This is a genomic window from Streptomyces sp. WZ.A104 (assembly GCF_002382885.1).
Taxonomy (GTDB): Bacteria; Actinomycetota; Actinomycetes; order Streptomycetales; family Streptomycetaceae; genus Streptomyces.
On sequence record NZ_NWVL01000025.1, the window covers coordinates 44,550 to 67,087 of the forward strand.

General features: G+C 68.2%; 19 protein-coding genes and 1 pseudogene. 14 read left to right on the plus strand and 6 right to left on the minus strand.

The genetic code is table 11. From position 1 onward, the window contains the following. Nucleotides 1–43: 43 nt before the first annotated feature. Together acnA and CIB93_RS15720 are read right to left on the minus strand one after the other, a co-directional pair. Complete coding sequence (gene acnA / locus CIB93_RS15715; protein ID WP_096627452.1) at nucleotides 44–2,758, minus strand: aconitate hydratase AcnA; 2,715 nt, start codon at nucleotides 2,756–2,758, stop codon at nucleotides 44–46. Nucleotides 2,759–3,206: 448 nt separating this feature from the next. Beyond that, on the minus strand, nucleotides 3,207–4,454 hold the full coding sequence (locus tag CIB93_RS15720; RefSeq protein ID WP_143660056.1) for a serine/threonine-protein kinase: 1,248 nt from the start codon (nucleotides 4,452–4,454) through the stop codon (nucleotides 3,207–3,209). 554 nt (nucleotides 4,455–5,008) lie between these two features. Here CIB93_RS15720 and CIB93_RS15730 point away from each other — a divergent pair. From CIB93_RS15730 to CIB93_RS15740, 3 genes are all read left to right on the plus strand, one after another. Beyond that, nucleotides 5,009–5,581, plus strand: coding sequence for a TIGR00730 family Rossman fold protein (locus CIB93_RS15730; RefSeq protein WP_096627454.1), 573 nt, complete (start codon nucleotides 5,009–5,011; stop codon nucleotides 5,579–5,581). A gap of 193 nt (nucleotides 5,582–5,774) precedes the next feature. After that, nucleotides 5,775–6,395: a dihydrofolate reductase family protein gene (locus tag CIB93_RS15735; RefSeq protein ID WP_096627455.1), complete on the plus strand. Its 621-nt coding sequence runs from the start codon at nucleotides 5,775–5,777 to the stop codon at nucleotides 6,393–6,395. A 233-nt stretch (nucleotides 6,396–6,628) separates the two neighbouring features. Continuing rightward, nucleotides 6,629–8,158 carry a UDP-N-acetylglucosamine 1-carboxyvinyltransferase gene (locus CIB93_RS15740; protein WP_096627456.1) on the plus strand — a complete coding sequence of 510 codons (1,530 nt, stop codon included), beginning with the start codon at nucleotides 6,629–6,631 and terminating at the stop codon, nucleotides 8,156–8,158. 367 nt (nucleotides 8,159–8,525) lie between these two features. Here the strand turns inward: CIB93_RS15740 and CIB93_RS15745 are convergent. The 3 genes and pseudogenes from CIB93_RS15745 to CIB93_RS15755 form a co-directional block, all read right to left on the minus strand. Beyond that, nucleotides 8,526–8,760 (minus strand): annotated as a pseudogene (locus tag CIB93_RS15745) (SulP family inorganic anion transporter); the annotation flags it as partial. A gap of 138 nt (nucleotides 8,761–8,898) precedes the next feature. Continuing rightward, nucleotides 8,899–9,738: a helix-turn-helix transcriptional regulator gene (locus tag CIB93_RS15750; protein ID WP_218839781.1), complete on the minus strand. Its 840-nt coding sequence runs from the start codon at nucleotides 9,736–9,738 to the stop codon at nucleotides 8,899–8,901. A 1,249-nt stretch (nucleotides 9,739–10,987) separates the two neighbouring features. Beyond that, a complete protein-coding gene (locus CIB93_RS15755) occupies nucleotides 10,988–11,761 on the minus strand; it encodes a DUF6008 family protein (RefSeq protein WP_096627458.1) in 774 nt (257 codons plus the stop codon). A 497-nt stretch (nucleotides 11,762–12,258) separates the two neighbouring features. Here CIB93_RS15755 and CIB93_RS15760 point away from each other — a divergent pair, with 497 nt between their 5' ends. From CIB93_RS15760 to CIB93_RS15800, 9 genes are all read left to right on the plus strand, one after another. After that, nucleotides 12,259–13,083, plus strand: coding sequence for a p-hydroxycinnamoyl CoA hydratase/lyase (locus tag CIB93_RS15760; RefSeq protein ID WP_096627459.1), 825 nt, complete (start codon nucleotides 12,259–12,261; stop codon nucleotides 13,081–13,083). After that, a complete protein-coding gene (locus CIB93_RS15765; RefSeq protein ID WP_096627460.1) occupies nucleotides 13,080–14,630 on the plus strand; it encodes an AMP-binding protein in 1,551 nt (516 codons plus the stop codon). Before CIB93_RS15760 ends, CIB93_RS15765 begins: the two co-directional genes overlap by 4 nt. Nucleotides 14,631–14,665: 35 nt before the next feature. Next, nucleotides 14,666–15,364 (plus strand): DUF899 domain-containing protein, encoded by a 699-nt coding sequence (locus CIB93_RS15770; protein ID WP_096627461.1) that lies wholly within the window; start codon nucleotides 14,666–14,668, stop codon nucleotides 15,362–15,364. A 139-nt stretch (nucleotides 15,365–15,503) separates the two neighbouring features. Then, complete coding sequence (locus CIB93_RS15775) at nucleotides 15,504–16,241, plus strand: SDR family NAD(P)-dependent oxidoreductase (RefSeq protein WP_096627462.1); 738 nt, start codon at nucleotides 15,504–15,506, stop codon at nucleotides 16,239–16,241. 300 nt (nucleotides 16,242–16,541) lie between these two features. Continuing rightward, entirely contained in the window at nucleotides 16,542–17,489 is a 948-nt protein-coding gene (locus CIB93_RS15780; protein WP_096627463.1) for an alpha/beta fold hydrolase, read from the plus strand. Nucleotides 17,490–17,522: 33 nt separating this feature from the next. Next, a complete protein-coding gene (locus tag CIB93_RS15785; RefSeq protein WP_096627464.1) occupies nucleotides 17,523–18,707 on the plus strand; it encodes an acyl-CoA dehydrogenase family protein in 1,185 nt (394 codons plus the stop codon). A 57-nt stretch (nucleotides 18,708–18,764) separates the two neighbouring features. Then, nucleotides 18,765–19,481 carry an NADPH-dependent F420 reductase gene (locus CIB93_RS15790; protein ID WP_096627465.1) on the plus strand — a complete coding sequence of 239 codons (717 nt, stop codon included), beginning with the start codon at nucleotides 18,765–18,767 and terminating at the stop codon, nucleotides 19,479–19,481. 95 nt (nucleotides 19,482–19,576) lie between these two features. Next, nucleotides 19,577–19,984: a GFA family protein gene (locus tag CIB93_RS15795; protein ID WP_096627466.1), complete on the plus strand. Its 408-nt coding sequence runs from the start codon at nucleotides 19,577–19,579 to the stop codon at nucleotides 19,982–19,984. 104 nt (nucleotides 19,985–20,088) lie between these two features. Further along, nucleotides 20,089–20,592, plus strand: coding sequence for a pyridoxamine 5'-phosphate oxidase family protein (locus tag CIB93_RS15800; RefSeq protein WP_096627467.1), 504 nt, complete (start codon nucleotides 20,089–20,091; stop codon nucleotides 20,590–20,592). Between the two features lie 190 nt (nucleotides 20,593–20,782). Here CIB93_RS15800 and CIB93_RS15805 read toward each other — a convergent pair whose 3' ends face one another. Beyond that, entirely contained in the window at nucleotides 20,783–21,124 is a 342-nt protein-coding gene (locus CIB93_RS15805; protein ID WP_096627468.1) for a VOC family protein, read from the minus strand. Between the two features lie 472 nt (nucleotides 21,125–21,596). Between CIB93_RS15805 and CIB93_RS15810 the strand changes: the two genes are divergently transcribed. Then, on the plus strand, nucleotides 21,597–22,043 hold the full coding sequence (locus tag CIB93_RS15810) for an SRPBCC domain-containing protein (RefSeq protein WP_096627469.1): 447 nt from the start codon (nucleotides 21,597–21,599) through the stop codon (nucleotides 22,041–22,043). Continuing rightward, the gene (locus CIB93_RS15815) at nucleotides 22,040–22,396 is read left to right on the plus strand and encodes a metalloregulator ArsR/SmtB family transcription factor (RefSeq protein WP_096627470.1); all 357 of its coding nucleotides are present in this window, start codon (nucleotides 22,040–22,042) and stop codon (nucleotides 22,394–22,396) included. Before CIB93_RS15810 ends, CIB93_RS15815 begins: the two co-directional genes overlap by 4 nt. Nucleotides 22,397–22,538: the final 142 nt, after the last annotated feature.

The following is a 22,538-nucleotide window of genomic DNA, read 5'->3' on the forward strand; positions in this document are numbered from 1 at the left end:
CACCCGCGCGAGACGCAGGGGCAGGGCGCTCGTTCACCTCAGGTCAGGAACCGGCAAGCTGACGCAGCACGTAGTGCAGGATGCCGCCGTTGCGGTAGTAGTCCGCCTCGCCGGGGGTGTCGATGCGGACGACCGCGTCGAACTCCACACCGGTGTCGGTGGTGACCTTCACCGTACGGGGGGTGGTGCCGTTGTTCAGCTCGGTGACGCCGGTGAAGGAGAAGGCCTCCTCGCCGGTGAGACCGAGGGTCTCGGCGTTCTGGCCCTCGGGGAACTGGAGCGGGAGGACGCCCATGCCGATGAGGTTCGAGCGGTGGATGCGCTCGTAGGACTCGGCGATGACTGCCTTGACGCCCAGGAGCGCGGTGCCCTTGGCGGCCCAGTCACGGGACGAGCCGGAGCCGTACTCCTTGCCCGCGAGGATCGCGAGGGGGGTGCCGGCGGCCTGGTAGTTCTGCGAGGCGTCGTAGATGAACGACACCGGGCCGTCAGCCTTGGTGAAGTCGCGGGTGTAGCCGCCCTCGGTGCCCGGCGCGATCTGGTTGCGCAGGCGGATGTTGGCGAACGTGCCGCGGATCATGACCTCGTGGTTACCACGGCGCGAGCCGTAGGAGTTGAAGTCACGACGCTCGATGCCGTGCTCCGTGAGGTACTTGCCCGCCGGGGTGTCGGCCTTGATCGCACCGGCCGGGGAGATGTGGTCGGTGGTGACCGAGTCGCCGAGCTTGGCGAGCACCCGGGCGCCGGTGATGTCCTCGACCGGAGTCGTGTCCATCGTCATGCCCTCGAAGTACGGGGGCTTGCGCACGTAGGTGGACTCGGAGTCCCACTCGAAGGTGTCGCCGGTCGGGATCGACAGGGCCTGCCACTGGGCGTCGCCCGCGAAGACGTCCTGGTAGGACTTGTTGAACATGTCCTCGCCGATGGCGTTCGCCACGACGTCGTTGACCTCGGCCTCGGTGGGCCAGATGTCGGTCAGGTAGACGGGCTTGCCGTCCTGGTCGACGCCGAGGGCGTCCTTGGTGATGTCGACCTTCATCGAACCGGCGATGGCGTACGCGACGACCAGCGGCGGGGACGCCAGGTAGTTCATCTTGACGTCGGGGTTGATCCGGCCCTCGAAGTTGCGGTTGCCGGAGAGCACCGAGGTGACGGCGAGGTCGTGTTCGTTGACCGCCTTGGAGACCTCCTCCGGCAGCGGGCCGGAGTTGCCGATGCAGGTGGTGCAGCCGTAGCCGACGAGGTTGAACCCGACCTTGTCGAGGTACGGGGTCAGGCCCGCCTTGTCGAAGTAGTCGGTGACGACCTTCGAGCCCGGGGCGAGGGTGGTCTTGACCCACGGCTTGCGGGTCAGGCCCTTCTCGACCGCCTTCTTCGCCACGAGCGCGGCGGCGACCATGACGTACGGGTTCGAGGTGTTGGTGCAGGAGGTGATCGCGGCGACCGTGACGGCTCCGTGGTCGATCTCGTACGTCGAGCCGTCGGGGGCCGTGACGGTGGTCGGCCGCGACGGGACGCCGTTGGAGGCGGCCGGGGAGTCGGAGGCCGGGAAGGACTCCTTGCCCGCCTCCTCGTCGTCGGAGACGTAGTTGCGGACGTCGCGGGCGAACTGCTCCTTGGCGTTCGCGAGGACGATGCGGTCCTGCGGGCGCTTCGGGCCGGCGATGGAGGGGACGACCGTGGCGAGGTCGAGCTCCAGCTTCTCGGAGAAGTCGGGCTCGGCGGCCGGGTCGAGCCAGAGGCCCTGCTCCTTGGCGTACGCCTCGACGAGGGCGACCTGCTGCGCGTCGCGGCCGGTCAGGCGCAGGTACTTCAGCGTCTCGTCGTCGATCGGGAAGATCGCGGCCGTGGAGCCGAACTCCGGCGACATGTTGCCGATGGTGGCGCGGTTGGCGAGCGAGGTGGCGGCGACGCCCTCACCGTAGAACTCGACGAACTTGCCGACGACGCCGTGCTTGCGGAGCATCTCGGTGATGGTCAGCACGAGGTCGGTGGCGGTGGTGCCGGGCTTCAGCTCACCGGTCAGCTTGAAGCCGACGACGCGCGGGATGAGCATGGAGACCGGCTGGCCGAGCATCGCGGCCTCGGCCTCGATGCCGCCGACGCCCCAGCCGAGCACACCGAGGCCGTTGACCATGGTGGTGTGCGAGTCGGTGCCGACGAGGGTGTCGGGGTAGGCCTGGCCGTTACGGACCATGACGGTGCGGGCCAGGTGCTCGATGTTCACCTGGTGGACGATGCCGGTGCCCGGGGGGACGACCTTGAACTCGTCGAAGGCGGTCTGGCCCCAGCGCAGGAACTGGTACCGCTCCTTGTTCCGGCCGTACTCCAGCTCGACGTTCTGGCCGAAGGCTTCCTTGGTGCCGAACTTGTCGGCGATGACGGAGTGGTCGATGACCAGCTCGGCCGGGGCCAGCGGGTTGATCTTGGCCGGGTCGCCGCCCAGCGCCTTCACGGCCTCACGCATGGTGGCGAGGTCCACGACACACGGCACGCCGGTGAAGTCCTGCATGATCACGCGGGCCGGCGTGAACTGGATCTCCTGGCTGGGCTGAGCCTGGGAGTCCCAGCCGCCGATGGCCCGGATGTGGTCGGCGGTGATGTTCGCGCCGTCCTCGGTGCGGAGCAGGTTCTCCAGCAGGACCTTCAGGCTGTACGGGAGGCGCGCGGAGCCCTCTACCTTGTCCAGCTTGAAGATCTCGTACGACTCGTCGCCCACGCGCAGCGTGCTGCGGGCGTCGAAGCTGTTCGCCGACACGACAGTCTCCTTCTTCAATGTGCGCGTATCTCCGCGCCGCGCCTCATTGGCAGTCGGCGCCGCGTTTTGCCGTCTACGGCCCCGACCATCCGCTAAGGTAAGGCTTAGTTAGGTAACCCTTACCGGGCGGCGGCTGTGGTGCGCCTCGGCAGATATCTCGATGTCGAGATAACTCTAGTACATAGCCGCCGCCCGGTCATGCCCAGGTGCCCCTGTGCTGTGTCATCGAGTCGAGGCGCTTGACAGCGAACACAGCCGTTTCGGCTTCTCCGACAGTGAATCCAGTCGTGAGGGGTGAGCACGCTGAGGGTGTCGCGCGCTGGAGGGCGCACGCGGGCGTCGGTGGCGGCATGCGTTGCTGGAATGCGCGACGGCCCGGTTCGAGGTCGCGGTTCCGGTGCGGCCGCCGCCCGGAGTCCATCGCTGGCCGACTCTGCACGGCCATGGCCTATGGCTGTGTGCCCACCCGGCGGGCACGGACATCGTGGTAGACGTACATGGCGATGGTCACCGCCGTCAGCAGATAGAAGAGCCACAGACCATAGGCGACTTGGGGGTCCCAGCGACCGTAGTAATAGGGCGGGTTGGACATGGCCTGCCAGCCGAGGCACACCACGACGAGCACCGCCGCGCCATAGCCCGCCAGCCTCGTCGGCACCCGAGAGCTCAGGACGAGCAGCATGACCACCACCAGCAGCGTCGCCACCCCGACGCCGGCTCCGACGGCAGTCAGGGCTCCCCAGGCTCGTAAGTTCCACTCGACGAAGTCCTCTTCCTCCGCATAGACGATCTGTTTGCCGAACGCCATGACGACGCTGTCGTTCCAGCTTGTCCTGTAGGCGGGCTGGAACAGGACGATCGTGTGCAGCACCAGCAGTACCGTCGGCGCAACCAGCCGTTGCCGCCACTCCTTTCCTGTGGACGGCACGTGCCGCAATGCCGTGGGCGTCTCGGACGCGCGCAGCAGCGAAACGCACTCGGCGGCGGAAGGCCGCTGCTCGGGACGTGCAGCGGTCATCCGGGTAAGCAGGGACAGTACGGGCTCGCGGATGGAGGATTGGACCTGGGGCATGAGCTGCGTGACGGGCAGCCGGTGGCCGGTGAGCTTCTCGACCAGGACGATCCCTAGCGCGTAGACGTCCGAAGCGGGTGTGGCGGCACGGCCTTGGAGCTGCTCGGGGGCCATGTAGCCGGGGGTTCCGAAGTATTTTCCGGTGGTGGTGGCTGTGCGGGTGAGCGAGGAGTCGTCCCGGGCTATACCGAAGTCCATCAGCACGGTGCGCCCGTCGGCACAGATCATGATGTTGGCGGGCTTGATGTCCCGGTGCACGACCTTCGCCGCGTGGACGTGCGCGAGAACGTCCGCCAAGCGCGCCCCGGTCTCCACGATCGAGTCCACATGCGAGAACTCCCAGGTGGCGCCGTCCAGTAGCTCCATCACGAGGTAGGGCAGAGTCTGACCGCCATGGTCGGCCGTTCCGGCGTCGTGAACGGTCACGACGCTGCCGTGGCGGAGCGAGGCGAGGGTGCGGGCCTCACGCGCGAACCGCTGAGCCGCCTCTGGATACTGCATGACGCCGGTGACGAACTTGATGGCGACCCGTCGGCCGAGGGTACGGTCCGTCGCTTCCCAGACCTCGCCCAGGCCGCCCCTGCCCAGGAGGCGTTCCACACGGTAGCGGCTCCCGACAGCCATGCCCTCGTGCACCCAATCCCCCTGGCGTCACCCGAGTCGATGAGATGACCAATTTAGAGCAGGTGGCCTCGACTGCGTAGGGACTCAAGGCCACCAACTGCCCACTCACGACCAGATGCACCGCCATGGAAGTCGAAACGGCTGGGTTCGCCGGGACGGGGGCCTCCGTCGGCGAGATCAGTCGCCGGCGTGGACGGGAGGAGGCGCCGCGCGGAGTGCTGTCGATGAACTGGACCGGGTCAGCCTGCAAGTCGGGCCAGGACCAGGGCGCGGCCGAGGGAGTCAGCGGCGGCGCAAGGGTCGTCCGGCTGCACACCGGCTCCCTCCCAGTTCGTACGGGAGACGGGTTGACGGCGCGGCCGACGAGGCCGACACGGCCGAGTTCGGTGACGGCGGGCCCCCTCGCTCGCCCATGGGAGTGGCCAGCAGTGAGAAAGCCCAGCTCACAGCCTTACGTGAGCCCGGTCGCCCCTGGTCGATGGTTCGGGCCCGGCCGTCGTGGACACGACCGTGGTAGACCGGACCGTCCACCGCAGCCGTACCCGGGAGTCCGTATGCGCCGCCTCGCCGTCTTCCTCGCCTCGTCCGACGGGCACGACCCCGCCCATGCCGAGCTGGCCGCGCACGTGGGCGGCGACCTGGCGCGCCGCGGGATCGGGCTCGTCTACGGCGGCGGCAGCACCGGACTCATGGGCATCCTCGCGGACTCCGCGATGAAGGCGGGCGGAGAGGTGATCGGCGTCATGCCCCGCAGCATGATCGAGCGGGAGTGGGCGCGCGAGGAGGTCACGGAGCTGGTGATCTGCGACTCGATGCACGAGCGCAAGGCCGTCATGGCCGACCGCGCCGACGCCTTCGTCGCGCTGCCCGGCGGGCTGGGGACCCTGGAGGAGATCTTCGAGGTGTGGTCCTGGCGTCAGCTCGGCCTGCACGCCAAGCCCGTCGGCTTCCTCGACGCCGGGGGCTTCTGGACACCCCTGATCGGCGCCCTGCACGGCCTCACCGACGCGGGCTTCCTCGCCGCCTCCACCCTGGAGGACCTCGCCGTCGCCCCCGACCTGCCCGGCCTGCTCGAAGCACTGGAGGAACGACTGCGCCGCGCACCGAGGCCCGCGCACGGGGCCTGAGGCCCTGCAGCCCCGACCCCCTGATGCCTTGAGGCCCTGAGTGTCCGGGCCGGGGGTTCAGTGCGAGGCTCACAGCAGCGCGGCTCACGTCGGCGCGATGAGTTCGGGGGGTCGGAGCGGTCTACCCCATGGTGAACGCGTCGGGCGGTTCACCGCCGAGGCGACGGCAGGTCGCCATCAGGAGGGCCGCACAGTGACCGGACGTTCGGGCAGGGTGACCGGCGAGCTCTCGATCTCCCTCGACGGGTACTCGGCCGGGCTCGGCCAGAGCGAGGAGCGCCCGTTCGGCGACGACGCCGGCGACGGCTGGGGCGACCGGCTGCACTCCTGGATGTTCGAGACCCCGGAGCAGCGGCAGGCCGAGCTCGACCGGCTGACGACGGTCGGCGCCTTCGTCATGGGGCGCAATATGTTCGGCCCCGTACGCGGCGCGTGGGACCGGCCGTGGAAGGGCTGGTGGGGCGACAACCCGCCGTACCACGCCCCGGTCTTCGTCCTGACCCACCACCCGCGTGATCCGCAGCCGATGGAGGGCGGCACCACGTTCCACTTCGTCACCGACGGCATCGAATCCGCTCTGCGGCGGGCTCGCGAGGCGGCCGGGGAGCGTGATGTGTCGATCCACGGCGGTGCTACCACCATCAACCAGTACCTCGCCGCCGGCCTGATCGACGAGTTGCGGCTCCACATCCTGCCGTTCACCCTCGGTGCCGGCACACGACTGTTCAACGGCGTGCCGTCGCTGGACCTTGAGCAGGTGGAGACGCGGGCCGGGAACGCGGTCACCCATGTGACCTACCGCGTGCTGCCCTGAGGTCGCCGCGAACCGGCGGAACGGTGCGGAGCCCCGCCTCCACAACCGAACGGGGCCACCACGGCCGTACGGGCGCTCCAGCCCCGTACGGATGCACAGCCCGCGCCACGTGCGCGCCCCCGGGAGAGCATGGGCCGCGAATACGAGGACGCTCGCGGGACCGGTGCACGGCCGTCACTCGAACAGCACACCCCCACATTAACCTCATCTCATATCTGAGATAACCTGCCGCCATGTCAGACGACTACCTCGTACGCATCGGCAAGCTCATCCGTGACGCCCGGCAGCACCGGGGCTGGACACAGACGCAGCTGGCCGAGGCGCTCGGCACGAGCCAGAGCGCCGTCAACCGAATCGAGCGCGGCAACCAGAACATCAGCCTTGAGATGATCGCCCGCATCGGTGAAGCACTCGACAGCGAGATCGTGTCGCTCGGTTACGCCGGGCCCATGCACCTGCGGGTCGTCGGCGGCCGCCGGCTCTCCGGTGCCATCGATGTCAAGACCAGCAAGAACGCCTGTGTCGCGCTGCTGTGCGCCTCGCTCCTCAACAAGGGCCGCACGGTCCTGCGCCGGGTCGCCAGGATCGAGGAGGTGTTCCGGCTCCTGGAGGTACTCAACTCCATCGGGGTGCGCACCCGCTGGGTCAACGACGGTGTGGACCTGGAGATCGTGCCGCCCGCGGAGCTGGACATGGCGGCGATCGACGCCGACGCCGCCCGCCGCACCCGCTCGATCATCATGTTCCTGGGCCCGCTGCTGCACCGGATGGAGCAGTTCACCCTGCCGTACGCGGGCGGCTGCGACCTCGGCACCCGCACGATCGAGCCGCACATGATCGCGCTGCGCCGGTTCGGCCTGGAGATCGCCGCCACGGAAGGGCTCTACCACGCGCAGGTCGATCGCACCGTCGCCCCGGGCCGCCCCATCGTGCTGACCGAGCGCGGCGACACCGTGACCGAGAACGCGCTGCTGGCCGCCGCCCGCCACGACGGGACGACCGTCATCCGCAACGCCTCCTCCAACTACATGGTCCAGGACCTGTGCTTCTTCCTGGAGGCACTGGGCGTACGGGTCGACGGGGTCGGCACGACGACGCTCACCGTGCACGGGGTCCCGCAGATCGACGTGGACGTGGACTACTCCCCCTCCGAGGACCCGGTCGAGGCGATGAGCCTGCTGGCCGCCGCCGTGGTGACCGAGTCCGAACTCACCATCCGACGGGTGCCGATCGAGTTCCTGGAGATCGAGCTCGCGGTCCTGGAGGAGATGGGCGTCGACTGCGACCGCACCCCGGAGTACGCGGCCGACAACGCCCGCACCCGGCTGGTGGACCTGACCGTCCGGCCCTCCAAGCTGGAGGCGCCGATCGACAAGATCCACCCGATGCCGTTCCCGGGCCTCAACATCGACAACGTCCCTTTCTTCGCGGCCATCGCGGCCGCCGCGCACGGCCAGACCCTGATCCACGACTGGGTCTACGACAACCGCGCGATCTACCTCACCGACCTCAACCGCCTCGGCGGCCGTCTCCAGCTGCTCGACCCCCACCGGGTCCTGGTCGAGGGCCCGACCCGCTGGCGCGCCGCCGAGATGATGTGCCCGCCCGCCCTGCGGCCCGCCGTGGTGGTGCTGCTGGCGATGATGGCGGCGGAAGGCACCTCCGTACTCCGCAACGTCTATGTCATCAACCGCGGTTACGAGGAGCTGGCGGAGCGACTCAACTCGGTGGGCGCGCAGATCGAGATCTTCCGGGACATCTGACCGGCGCGGTGTCGTGCCCCTTGAAGGCAAGGGGCACGACACCTAAATATCCCAGCTGACCTGCGGGTACTCACCTTCACGACCCTCCATTGACCACTGTTGTTTTTCAGCGCCTTGTGCAACACATGTGCAAGGTGATCTTGAATCGTTGACGACACGTCAGAGATGTCTGAGCATCCGTCATCCTTCACGGAGAGTTGTCGCCGGAGTGGCCTCGCAACGTCCGAGGAGCGGCGGTGACGGTGGCGTCCCACTTCCCCGTCGGCACCCCGCAAGTGCGGTTCTTGTCCATGCATTCGCCGCCCACGAAGTATCGGGCCATGTTCGATCCGCACCTGGACCTGGCCACCACCACAAAGGTCGTCACGATGATCGGCGGGTAGACGGCCCACGGGACGCCCCGCATCTCCGGGACCTGTGCCATGAAGATCAGGATGGCCAGGGCGTTGACGAAGCCGACCATCACGCTGCGCGGGACGAACCGCATCATTCCCCACCCCCAGAGCGCCCAGGGCGATCTGGATGAGACCGCCGAGGATCACGGCGGCGATCAGGTAGCCGAGGCCGTACTCATGGTTCACGGGTGCGATGACCAAGGCGGCGTCCGGCGGGGTCCGTGCGGCGGCAACCGGTCCGGCGAGGCCACCGCTTCCTCGCCGGACCGCTCGGCCGGGCCCCGGGCCGCCCGGCCGGCTCGCGTCTGTTGTGCCCGTTTCCCAGGGGCCGGGCGCAGGTTCCGCCTATGGTGAGCCCTCCTGCACGGCCCGCAGCCGGTGCGCTCCGGCCCGGCCCCACGGATCCGCCTGCCAGTCGCCCGCGCAGGGAGCCCGACCGAACCCGCTGTCGGCGACCCCGGCCTCGCCGGACGGGGCGGCGTGCAGCGGCCGGTGGTACGGGCCGTCCAGTTCCGGCAGAGCCAGCAGGATCGGCAGGTCGAGCTGGGTGGCCGCCCGCAATTGCACATCGGCGTTGTACATGCGTCCTCCGCGGGCGCGGACCGCCCACCCAGAGCCGATCAGCCTCGGCAGGCGGACCTGCGGGCCAGGCGCGCCGTCGTGCAGCATCACGGCGGCCGCCCGGATGAACCACAGCCCGTCGGGGACGTTCAGGCGGTACGGGCGGCACTCGTCCAGAGTGTCACAGGAGCGCGGCAGTCCCTCCATGATCGGGGTGCTGAACGCGCCCACATAGACCCGGACCGGGCCGACGTCTGCCGGGAAGTGCAGTCGTCCGGCCACAGTGGACAACCCGTGACGGGTCTGGGCGGCCGGCAGGGCGAGCGGTGGCATGCCGCCGCGAGCCAGGAACCGGTACCTGGTCGGCGCGAGGCCGACGCTGCGGGTGAAGCGGCTGGTGAATGTGCCCAGGCTGTTGTAGCCCACCCGGTGGGTGATGTCCGAGACGCTGGCCGCGGTCTCCAGCAGGTGCCGCTTGGCCATGAACAGTCTGATCGCGGCGAGGAACCGGCCCGGCGACGTCCCGGTCACCTCGTTGAACATCCGTGAATAGTGGAACTTGCTGTAAAAGGCAGTGTCCGCCAGTTGTCCCAGGGAGAGCGGGTCGGCGTGGTGATTCCACATGGCTCTTATGCTGCGCTCGATCGCTGCCTCTGTGGCCATCCATATCCCCCGGCTTTGGATGCTAATAATGCATTCGGATGTGCATGAAATCACCAATTGCCTGTCGGGAATTTCGGAATCCCGATCGGGTTTGTTCCGGTGAGCGGTCGCAGCGCACCTCGACCCACCGACGCGTTCATCACAGCGAGTTACCTTGCAGGTCGACGGCTTCGCTTTGGGGTGCCTGCTCGTTCTGCACCGGTCGCGCGGCGGCTCCCTCATATGGCGGTACACCTTCCCGAACGTTACGAACCGGGCCTGCGCCGGGGCGGCCGAGTATGGCCGACGAATATCGTTTAACTGTTCGAAACCTTCCGCATCTTCAAAATTGCGGTTTGAGATGGATGTCGAGAGAAGATGGCCGAAAATCGCGTTTACAGTACCGCTTCCGATGGCGGTGTTCAGCGCGATGCGGAATAAACCTCCGGCCCCCAACGGGTTTCACCGGCTTCACCTGCTGGTGGAGCGGGGGCCGTTCGCGGTTGTTCGAGGGGGCCCGGCAGAACCGGGACGCGTCCACGCTCCCCCGGCTCCGAGCACCACCTCGTCGTCGTGGCCGTGATGAGGTGGTTCCTCAAGTCCGGATTTCTGACCGAAGTTGGGGGCCGGAGCTCTTGACGGCACCGGAACGTCACGGTGCGGTGGCCTGTCTCCGCCGCTGTTCGACACAGCCACGTCGGCGCTCCGCCCGACGTCGTGCGCGTCGGCCGGCGGTTCTCGTGGTCCCGCCGTCCGTCCACGACCCCCTGCCCACGCTCATCGAGCACGGCTTCGTGGTGCTTGTGCACGGCTCTCGCGACGACGCCGAGAATGTGCAGCACAAAATCGCTGAAGTGCTCGAACCACCAGGGCTGCGGCTTTCACGGGCCAGGACCCGGATCGCGCCCATGAGTGAGCAATTCGCAGTGGCCACGGATGAGGTGACGGTGCGGAGGCGCAGCGCACGAGGCGCCCGTGCGTCGAGGAGACATCCGAAGTCTCAACTCATCAACACGGGCGCCCTATTGGTTTCCCGTCATGCTCATCGCACTCCACAGGGGCCACCACCGCCGGTGCAAGGGTTCCCGAAGTACGCACTCGACTCCAGGGGGCGGAGCCCATCGAGGAGCGCGGCTACCCTGACCGGGCCGGATCGCACCGCGAAAGCTCGGCTTCGAACAGGCCCGGCCACACGCTCCGCGCGATGACCGGGCCCGGGAGCCACCGCCCGTCAGCGGCTCCCCAGAGGTTCGAGTGCGCTCGCGGAACCCTCCTCGGAGCCGGCCGGGGCAGCCGCGGTTTCCACGTCCCTCAGGAGACCGAAACTCTCCTTGACCGCCCGCTTCTCCTTCCAGAGGTGATAGAGGGCGATGCAGAGGATGACCGTGCCCACCGCGTTGGCCACAAAGTGCCACCACACTCGGTAAGTCACCAGTGCCGGGCCCGGTTCGATGGCACCGAACCAGGTGGACAGGCCGATGGCCCGGCTCGCGCCCAGAGCCACGGAAGCCGTCAGCACGACGTGCTCGATGCCGTGGATGCCCTGCATCCAGACGCCCATCCTGGCCCACTTGCGCGCCTTCAGTTGCCCGGCGACCCGGTGCGTAATCTGCACGATGCCGACCAGTCCGGCAAGGAAGATGAAGTTGCCGACCAGGTGCAGGATCTCCATCCCGAGGGCGGGCTTGCCGGCATCGACCTGACCCATCCCACGGGCAAAGCTGTCAGCCCACGGAGTCATCCACGCCGGGGCGTAGGGATGGGCGATCCAGTAGCCCGCCTGTGTGACGTGTTCCTGGAAGTGGCCGACCTGGCCCACCACGCCAACGCCCACAAGCCCTACGGCGAGTTTGTACAGCCACGGCTTCACCGCCTTCCGGTTACCGACCGCGAGCACGGCGACGGCGGCCCACATCGCGACGGCCCAGCCGATGAAGAGAACAGCGCCGACGGTGTCCACCGTCGAAACGGTGGGTGCCATCCCAGGCATGCCGGAGTGATCCATACGAAGTTCCTCCCTGATTGTTTCTCGACTGTGCGGAAAGAGCACAGAAACAGCTGTCGGCGTGCGGTAGCACCCTGAGGCAGCGACCGAACTCCGAGACCAGCGAGAAAGCACGTTCTGGGTTCCCCCGGCACGAGCAGAACCAGCACCCTCCCGCTGCTCACGATCTGGAACTGGCCCGCTTACGTGCCCCCCACGCAACAGACTGCCCCCAGCCCGCCGGGCTCGCCTCTTCCCGATTGCTCTCTTCAGGTCTCGGCAAGGTGCGCCGGGATCTCGCCGGTGGCAAGGCCGTCCGCCCGCGTGCGACCCCGGAGAGGCGCCTTGGCCGCCGGCACCGCCTCGGAGCGCTCCGCAGCGATTCACGGCAAAGCACATTGGGAGAAGTCGACCCGCTACAGAAAGTGTGATGCTCGAATCCGTGGCCGGAGCCACGGACGGTGGACTGGTGAATTGCTGTGCGCGTGCGCACTTCGTCTGGAGAAGAGGCCAAAAAAATGATCACGCTGGACACGGTGAAAGTCGAGATCGACGGACCGAGGGCCACGATCTACCTGAACCGGCCGGGCAAGAAGAACGCGATGAATCCGCAGATGCACCTGGATATGAATGAGGCCCTGGACGCGATCGAGGCAGCCGGAACCGTAAAGGCGGTCGTCGTGACCGGCAGTGGTGACAGTTTCAGCTCCGGAATGGACCTCGAAGAGTGCTTCCTGCAGCCTTTCGATGACCCGCAGTTGTTCTACCGGACCAATCTGGTGGCGCTCAATTGGTTCAAGCGGCTGAAGGCCTTTCCCGCGGTGACCATCGCCAAGGTGAACGGGTACGCCTTCGGCGGTGGGTTCCTGGTCGCGGGGATCTGCGACCTGGCCATCACGACGGAGACCGCGAAGTTCGGACTCTCCGAAATCAACTTCGGCATCTTCCCGGCGGGTGGAGCCACCTGGGCGGCCACCCACAACCTGCCGCGCAAGCAGGCGCTGTACTACATCCTCACCGGGGACACTCTCACCGGGCGGCAGGCGGAGACGTACGGGCTGGTGAACAAGGCCGTACCGGCGGATCAACTGGACGCGGAGACCGACCAGATCGTCGGACGGATCATCAACAAGAACCCGATCACCCTGGAACTGGCGAAGCAGGTCTATGAGCGCACCACGACCATGGACCTCCCGGCGTCGATCGACTACGACCAGGCGAAGCTCTGGGAGCTCTCCCGTCTCAGCGGCAACGAGTGGATCAACGTGGCGCTCAAGCAGTTCGAAAAGCGTGACTACCAGCCCGGCCTGAGCACGTACAGCCGGGTGGAAGCCGCGTCGTGATTTTCACCGGCCCCCGTCCACGCGTCCACGTCCCCGAGACCACGTTCACCGCCTACATACTGCGACAGGCGGAGCAGTACCCGGACCGCCTGGCGGCGGTCGACATCGACGGGGAGAACGGTCACACCTACGGCCAGCTCGCATCGGCGGTGCGCCGCGCAGCCACCGGGCTTCATGCCCGCGGCTTCGGCAAGGGCGACGTGTTGGCCCTCCTCGCACCGAACGTGCCCGCGTATCCGATCGCGTTCCACGCCGCCGCCCTGGCGGGCGGCACGGTGGTGGTGCTCAATCCCCTCGACACGGCGGACGATCTCACCGCCCACCTGAACGACACCGGCGCGCGCCTGCTGGTGACCATGCCGTCCGAGGTGGTCAAGGCCGCGGCGGTGACCGCGCGAACGAAGGTCGAAGAGATCATCGTGTTCGGTGAGGCGGAGGGCGCCACGTCGTTCTCCGCGCTGCTCACCGACGGTGTGCCGCCCGAGCCGGCCGTCGACCCGGCGCACGACGTGGTGGCCGTGCTCCACTCCAGCGGTAGCACCGGCTACCCCAAGGGGGTGCTGCTGACCCATCGGAACATGATCGCCAACGTGCTCCAGACCAGTCTGGTCGCGCCCCTCGATGAGCGCGAGACGGTGCTCGCCGTCCCGCCCTTTCACCACGCGTTCGGCCTGATCATGACGATGAACGCCAGTCTGCTCCAGGGCGCGACACTCGTGACGATGCCGCGCTTCGACCCCGAGGCCTACCTCAACGCGATCCAGGACCACCGCGTCACACGCCTCTACGTCGTGCCGACCATCGCCGTCCTCCTCGCAAAGAGCCCGCTGGTGGACCGGTACGACCTCTCCTCGCTCCGCTCGATCGTCTCCGGTGGCGCCGCGCTCGACCCCGGGACGGCCGAGCTCTGCCGGCGGCGCCTGGGCGTGAGCATCGGCCAGGGATACGGCCTCACCGAGGCACTGGTCTCGTTCATGCAGCTCGCAGACCCGGTGGCATCTGGGTCGGTCGGCCCCAACTCCCCCAACATCGAGTGCAAGATCGTCGACATCACCACCGGCAACGAACTCGGGCACAACCAGGATGGCGAGGTCCTCATCCGCGGCCCGCATGTGATGAAGGGCTACCTCAACGCCCCGGAGGCCACCGCCAAGGTGCTCGAACCGGACGGTTTCCTGCACACCGGCGACCTCGGCCATGTGGACGAGAACGGAGAGCTCTTCCTCGTCGACCGTATCAAGGAACTCATCAAGTACAAGGGCCAGCAGGTGTCCCCTGTCGAACTCGAAGCGGTCCTGATGTCGCACCCGAAGGTCACGGACGCGGCGGTGATCGGCGTGCCCGACGAGGAGGCCAGCGAGATCCCCAAGGGATTCGTGGTGACCGGCGAGCCGGTCACGCCGAAGGAAATCATGGCCTTCGTCGCCGAACGGGTCGCCCCCTACAAGAAGATCCGGCGGATCGAGTTCATCGATCAGATCCCCCGCACACCGGTCGGCAAGATCGAGCGCCGCAGTCTTCTGGCCCGCGAGCGGACCGGCCGGTAATCGCAACTCTGAAGCAGACCACCCAGGGAGAACCGATGAACCTTCCGAAGATAGTTTCCCGATCGGAGTGGCTGGAGGCCCGCAGGGCGCTCCTGGAGAAGGAGAAGGAGGTCACCAACGCCCGCGACATGATCGCCGCGGAGCGCCGGAAGCTGCCGATGGTCAAGGTGGAGAAGGAGTACCTCTTCGAAGGGCCGGACGGCACAGCGACGCTGCTCGACCTGTTCGAGGGCCGCCGCCAGCTCATCGTCCGGCACTTCATGTTCGGCCCGGACGATGACGAGGGCTGCATCGGCTGCTCCATGCAGACGGACAGCGTCGGCGAACTCGCCCACATGTGGGCCCGGGACACCAGCTTCACCCTGGTCTCCCGGGCGCCGCTGGCGAAGTTCGCACCCTTCAAGGCCCGGATGGGCTGGAAGTACCCCTGGTACTCGTCGTTCGGCAACGACTTCAACTACGACTTCGAGGCCGCCACCGAGATGGGCGAGTCGCCCGGGGTGAGCGCGTTCATCCGTGACGGCGACGACGTCTTCCACACCTACTCGGTCTTCGACCGGGGCGGGGACATTTTCAAGAACTTCTACAACTACCTGGACATCACCGCCCTGGGCCGGCAGGAGGACGAGCTCGAGCACCCCTGGGACTGGTGGCGCTACAAGGACAGCTACGACAGCAAGGACGCAGCCGTGCCCGGCAACAACTGGTGGAACGGGACACGCTTCAAGTCGTAGCTCGTCGACTACCCCCTTCCGGCGAGAGCCGGGAGGGCCCGTGACTCCGGCTCCGGGACCTGCTGCCTCCCCGCGACAGGTCCCGGTCCGGAGTTCTCGACCGTCCGCGACCGGACACGCCCATCACCTGGAGGACATCATGAGCGACCTGTCCGGCAAGACCACCATCGTCGTCGGCGCGAGCCGCGGCCTGGGCCACGGGATCGCCACGGCCTTCGCCGAGGCCGGTTCCCGAGTGGTCGCCGTCTCGCGCACGGCGGCGCCGATCGCCGATCCGGCCGGCAGCACCGTTCCCGAACTCGCCGACGCCGGCGACCCCACAGTGGCAGGCAGCCTCCTCGACCGATACCGGCCCGAGGTCGTCGTCCTGGCGGCCGGCGCGAGCCCGCACATGCGTCCGCTGCAACACCAGACCTGGGAGACCTTCTCGGTCAACTGGCAGACCGATGTCAGAATCGCGTTCCACTGGCTGCGCGAGGCCCTGCTCACTCCGCTGCGGCCCGGCAGCAGGGTGATCGTGGTCAGCAGCGGTGCCGCGATGGCGGGTTCGCCGCTCTCCGGGGGCTACGCCGGCGCCAAGGCCACCCAGCGCTTCATCACCGGATACGCCCAGGACGAGGCGAAGCGCGCCGGACTGGACATCACGTTCTCCGCGGTGCTTCCCCGGATCACCCCGGTGACCGAGCTGGGCAGGTCGGCGGCCCGCGCGTACGCGGCTCGCGACGGCCGGTCCGAGGAGGAGTACCTGAAGCAGATGGGGCCGCTCCTCACCCCGGAGATCGCCGGCTCAGCGATGGTCGAGCTGGTCCGGACGGAGGCGACCGCGGTCGCGCCCGGCTACCTCCTGACCGGGGCCGGTCTGAAGAAGCTGCCCTGACTCGGTTCCACGCCATGGGTACGGGGCAGGGCCGCTGATCGGCCCTGCCCCGTACGTCGTCGCGCCTCCCGGATACGGCAGGGCAGGGCAGGGCAGGGCAGGGCAGGGCAGGGAGAACAGGCCTGCCGAGCCGTTGAGCACGCATGCCCCGAACCCGACGTCCGCCCACCCGGGAACGAGGGAGGGCACGTAGGAAGAGGCCGGGGGGATTCCCATCTTCGATGATGGCTGAGCAGCACCGAGCCCGTGGGCCGGTCCTTCGCACACCTGTTTCGGCCACGACGACGAGGAGTGGGAACAGTGACGACGAACAGCAGTAGTACGAGCACACCGGACACCGGCGGGGAAGCCCCGGGCGTCCCGACCGATGCCGAACTCGCGAGCTCCCTGGACGGCGGCTTCAGCAGCGAATACGCCACCGTGAACGGTCTCCGCCTCCACTACGTCGCCGGCGGCGAGGGCACTCCGCTGGTCCTGCTGCCCGGCTGGCCGGAGACCTGGTGGGAATTCCGCAAGGTGATGCCCGCCCTCGCCGCGGCCGGCCGCAGGGTCATCGTGCTCGACCTCCCCGGCATGGGCGGCTCGGACAAGCCCGCCACCGGATACGACAAGAAGACGATGGCCGGGGTAGTCCATGGATTCGTCCGCGCCCTCGGCTACGACCAGGTGGACATCGCGGGCCACGACGTCGGCGCACAGGTCGCCTTCAGCTTCGCGGTCAACCACCCGGAGGCCACCCGCAGGGTCGCCCTGCTCGATGTGCTCCACCCGGACGCGTCGATGTACCAGATCCCCGTGCTGCCTGCCCCGGGCCTGCCCTTCTTCCCGTGGTGGTTCGCCTTCAACCAGGTCGTCGGCCTGCCCGAACAACTGCTGGCCGGACGCGCCCACTTCCTCATCGCCTGGGTCTTCGACAACTTCCTGCTGGACCCGGGCGCGGTGACCCCGGCGGACCGGGCCGTCTACACCCGGGCCTACGACACGGCGGACGGGATCCGCGGCGGCAACGGCTGGTACCAGACGTTCGGCCAGGACATCGCCGACCTCGGCACCTACGGGCAGGTGAACGCGCCCATGCTCGGCCTGGTCTCCAACCTCGCCGACGGCATGTTCGCCAAGCAGATGGAGGCGACGCTGCCCACCCAGGGGAGCGACGTGCGGGTCGTGCTGGTGCCGGACGCGGGCCACTACTTCGTCGAGGAGGCACCGCAGGCCGTCATCGACGCGTTCAACGCCTTCTTCGTCTGATCTCTGATCCCACAAGCCCGTTAAGGAGAAGTCATGTCAACTCCCGTCATCCCGAACCGGGAACAGCTGGTGCGGCAGGTGTCCGCGATCGCGCCCGTGCTGCGGGCCAACACCGCGTGGTCGGCGGAGAACCGCCGACTGCACTCTGACTCGGTAGACGCCCTGCGCGACGCGGGTGTCTTCCGGATGCGTATCCCGCTGCGCTACGGCGGGTACGAGAGCGACGCGCAGACCATGGTGGCGGTGGCCGAGGAGATAGCCAAGGCCGACGGGTCCGCCGCATGGGTGGTGGCCAGCTCCTGGGTCGCCGGCTGGAGCGTGGGTCTGTACCCGGACGAGGTCCAGGACGAGGTGTTCGCGGAGTCCGGCACAGGGCTCTGCGCCACCATCGGCCCCGGGACCGCGACGGCCGTCCCCGTTCCCGGCGGCGTCCTGGTCAACGGCTCGTGGCCGTTCATCAGCGGCGCTCTCAGCAGCACCTGGCAGCAGGTCGCGGCGATATTCCTGGACCCGGACGGGCAGCCGTACCCGGTGATGGGCCCGGTCCCGGTGTCGGAGCTCGAGATCGTCGACGACTGGCACACCGGCGGCCTGCGCGGAACCGGGAGCGTCACCACGACCGCGAAGGACCTGTTCATCCCGCAGGAACGCATTCTGCCGGCACCCATGGTGCTCGGTGGCCAGTCGGTCTCCAAGCTGAACGCCGACTCGCCGATGTACCGCGCTCCGCTGATCATGGTGGGGGCGGCGTCCACGGTCGGGGTCGCCGTCGGCATGGGCAAGGCGGTGCGGGACCTCTTCTTCGAGCGGCTCCCCGGCCGCAAGATCACCTACACCGAGTACCCGAGCCAGAGCGAGGCCCCGGTGACCCATCTGCGGGTCGCCGAAGCGGCGATGAAGCTCGACGAGGCGGATTTCCACGCGACCCGGCTGGCCGCCCAGCTGGACGCCAAGTGCGCCTCGGCCGAGCCCTGGGAGATGTCGGATCGCGGCCGCAGCCGCGCGGACGAGGGCTCGGCCGTGCGGCTGACCCGGGAAGCGGTGGAGATCCTCGCCTCGTCCAGCGGCGGCTCCGCCGCCTACACCAAGGTGCCGGTGCAGCAGATAGCCAACGACCTCCAGACCTTCGGCCTGCACGCGATGATGAATCCGGATGTCAACGCCGAGACCTACGGCCGGATTCTCTGCGGCCTGGAGCCCAACACCTACTACATCTGACCGGTGCCGAGCCGCCCCCGGCACGAGAGAGTCCACCAAAAAACCTGAGGAGTCGTCATGTCCACCCTTGGAATCATCGGCAGCGGAGTCATGGGCACAGTGATCGCCCGGCTCGCCGTCGGGAACGGCATTCCGGTCGTGATGTCCAACTCCCGCGGCCCCGAGAGCCTCGCCGGCCTCGTCGCAGACCTGGGCCCGCTGGCCACGGCCGGTACCGTCGAACAGGCCTCACGAGCCGGTGACTTCGTCGTGATGGCCCTGCCGGTCACCGACTACCGGTCCATCCCGGCGGCGCCGTTGCGGGGTCGGACCCTGCTGGACACCAGCAACTACTACCCGATCCGCGACGGCCGCATCGAAGAGCTGGACTCGGAGAAGCTGACCACCAGCGAACTGATCCAGCAGCACTTCGACGGGGTCCACCTGGTCAAGGCGTTCAGCGGCATCCTGGCCCACCACATCACCCAGCTCGCCCGTCCCTCTGGCCATCCGGAGCGCAGCGCCGTGGCCATCGCCGGCAACGACGCCTCCGTGAAGTCCGGAGCGTCGGCGCTGATCCACACGATCGGCTTCGACACCGTCGACGTGGGCTCGCTGGCGGACAGCTGGCGCATCGAACCGGAGACCTCCGCCTACACCTGGCTCTACATGGCCGACAAGAACACCGCCTTCGAGGACCGGACCGAAGCCCTCGGGGCTCCCCTGCCGGCCGCCGCGCTGCGGGCGGCACTGGAGAACGTCGAGAGGGTCCGGGTGGCGGAGCGCACCTTCTGACCCCTGCCCGACGCCCGGAGAGAACAGGGAAGCCCGCCGACGACGGCGGGCTTCCCGCAGCACAACCGACGGACCGAGAGCCTGGGGACACCACGATGAGCGAGATCGACCAGCAGCAGACCCGTACCGGCGGCTGCTTGTGCGGGAAGATCCGGTACAGCGCGAAGAGCCAGCCGTTCTACCCCCATGTGTGCAGCTGCTCGCATTGCAGGAAGCTCTCGGGCGGCCCGATGATGGCCTTTGTGGGCCTCCCTCTGTCCGGCTTCGCCTGGGACGGTCCGGGCGGCGAGCCCACCTGGTACGCGACCTCGCCGGGCGCCGGGCGCGGGTTCTGCGGCGACTGCGGCTCCCGGGTGTGCGCGCTCGACGACGGCTCGGACGCCGTCTTCGTGACCATCATGAGCCTGGACGACGACGCTGTGTTCGTTCCGCGGAACCAGCACTTCCGCGACGACGCCGTGTCCTGGCTCCCGCAGGTACCGGAGCCCACAGCCGCCGTGTGACCGCGGCCCGCCCCCTTGTGGCCGGGCACGATGACAACAGCGGGCGTCCACGACGCCCAAGAGACAGGACCGAGAGTTCCGCCCGGCGAGAAGGAGCGGTATCCATGAACTACGCCGAGATCCTGCACCTGATGGAAACTGACCCGGTGATCCGGACGCTGATCGAGGCACCGATCCCGATGCGGCTCGGTTACGTGGGGCTGGACGGCCACCCAAGGGCGGTGCCGGTCTCCTACATCTGGAACGGCAAGGCCTTCGTCTTGGCCACCCCGACCGGAGCGTACAAGGTGAAGGCTCTCACGGCGCACCCGCAGGTCGCCTTCACGGTCGACACCACCACCTACACACCGCTGATCATGAACGTACGCGGAACAGCCTCGATCGAGATCCGGCAGGGGATCCCCCAGGAGCACATCGACGCGTCCCGCCGGAACATCGGCGACGAGGCGCGGATGGAGGAGTGGATGCGGGTGAAACGGGAGAGCACCAGCGAGATGGCCGTGATCACCATCGTCCCCACTCATGTCGTCGTGTGCGACTTCGTCACCCGCTTCCCGCCACCGCGGACTGTGGACTACGCCCACGCCTACGGCGCGGAGCAGGACTGAGGTCGGCCGGAAACCGAACGCCCCGGCGGCCTCCACCGCCGTCGGCACGAACCGGCGCCGCACGGCTCCGAGGGAAGCGCCGCCGTCTTCGCACGGACGCGGCGTGGGGAGCGGCGCACACGGGGCAGCCCCTCTTCCGGTCCGACACGGACCGGAAGAGGGGCTGCGAGAACACCCGGCCTCGGGCGTCCTACTTCCACTGGATGATCTGAAGGTAATTCCCGTCGGGGTCGGAGAAGGTACCGAACTTGCCCGGCTCCCGGTCATCGACCGAGATCCACTCCGCGCCGGCCGCGCTCAGCTGGGCCTCCACCGCGTCGAAGTCGTCGACATGGAAGTTGACGATGGAGCGACCCGGCTGGTCGTTCTTCGCGTCGATGTCGTCGCGCTCGCAGACGACCAGGTGGAAGCCGCCCAGGTCGATCGGGCCTTCGCCGGTGAACCCCGGAGCCAGCGCCTTGATGTACCAGGCCCGCAGTTCCTCGGGACGAGTCGAGCCGACCAGCATGCTTCCGGGCTTCAGTGTCGCCATGTCGAATCTCCTTGATGTGTGATCCGAGGTCACGGCAGCGGCTGTCGCCACGCCACGCCTCTCGGTGCTGTGTGAAGTCGTCCGCCTCGGCGGCGCGCTCGACGCCCACCGCCCGATGGCACCGGCCGGCCACGGAGACCTCCACCGTAAGGTGCCGTCCGGCCGGGAAGCCGCAGGTTGCCTCACCGCGCGCCCGACCCGTCGCCGAGGACCAGCCGACCTGCCCGGCGGCTGGTCCGCCGGATTCCGCAACCAAAGTGTTGCACGTGGAGCGACCCTTACGCAACCCAACTCTTGCGCGACGCGCCACCGCCGCCGAAAGCGCGGCAGCACGCGTACCCAGACCTGACGAAGCACCCCCCTCCGCGGCAGTACCGCGCCCCGCCCGCTGAAAGCAACCTCTCGATTGCGCCTGACGATCCGATGTGCAACCATCGGGTTGCTGGCAAGAGCACCAATGAAGGAGTCCCTCATGAGCGAACGGCTGATCGAACGCGAAACTCTGATCGCAGCCCCCGTCGGCCGGGTGTGGTCACTGGTGACCGAGCCGGGGTTCTGGGTCGCCGACCCGGCCAGTGCGTCCGGCACTGTGGCCGTCGAGGGCGAATCGACGGTGGCCGAGAACCCCGAGCACGGCAGCTTCCCCGTGCGGGTGGAGAAGGTGGAGCCGCAGACCTACGTCGCGTACCGCTGGGCCAGCGCGTTCCCCGGTGAGGAGCTGAGCGACAACAACAGCACTCTGGTGGAGTTCACGCTCACCGCCGAGGGCGACAAGACGCGGCTGCGCGTCGTCGAGAGCGGGTTTGCGGCGCTGGCCGGATCCGAGGATCTGCGCGCCAAGGCGCACAGCGACAACGCCGACGGCTGGCCCCAGGTGCTCGACGCGGTCAGGACGCGCGTCGAGGCGTCGTCCGTGTGACGGACGAACGCCAGGGCTCCGTCGGGGTGGTGGACAGCGTGCTGGTCGCGCTGGCCGACAACACGCGACGCGAGCTGTTGCAACTGCTCGCCGCACAGGGCGAGGCCACGGCGACGACGCTTGCCGAGAGTCTTCCCATATCACGACAGGCGGTGGCCAAACACCTCGCCGTCCTGGACGCCGCCGGACTGGTCTCCGGCAGCCGGGTCGGACGCGAGGTGCGGTATGCGGTAAAGCCGGCGACCCTCGACGCGACGGCGCGGTGGATGACCATGCTCGCCGCCGACTGGGATCGGCGTCTGGCGAAGATCAAGCACATCGCCGAGGCAGCGGAACGGCAAGACACCCCTTAGCCCCTGTCGTCCGGTTCCCGTCCCCGTCGTTCGCACGGCCTGCCCGCCGTGCGAACGACGGGGACGGGGCGGCAGTTTCCAGCACTCCCCCAGCTCCAGGTCACCCCGGCAGGGGCACCGGACTGACGGCTTATCAGGCGTC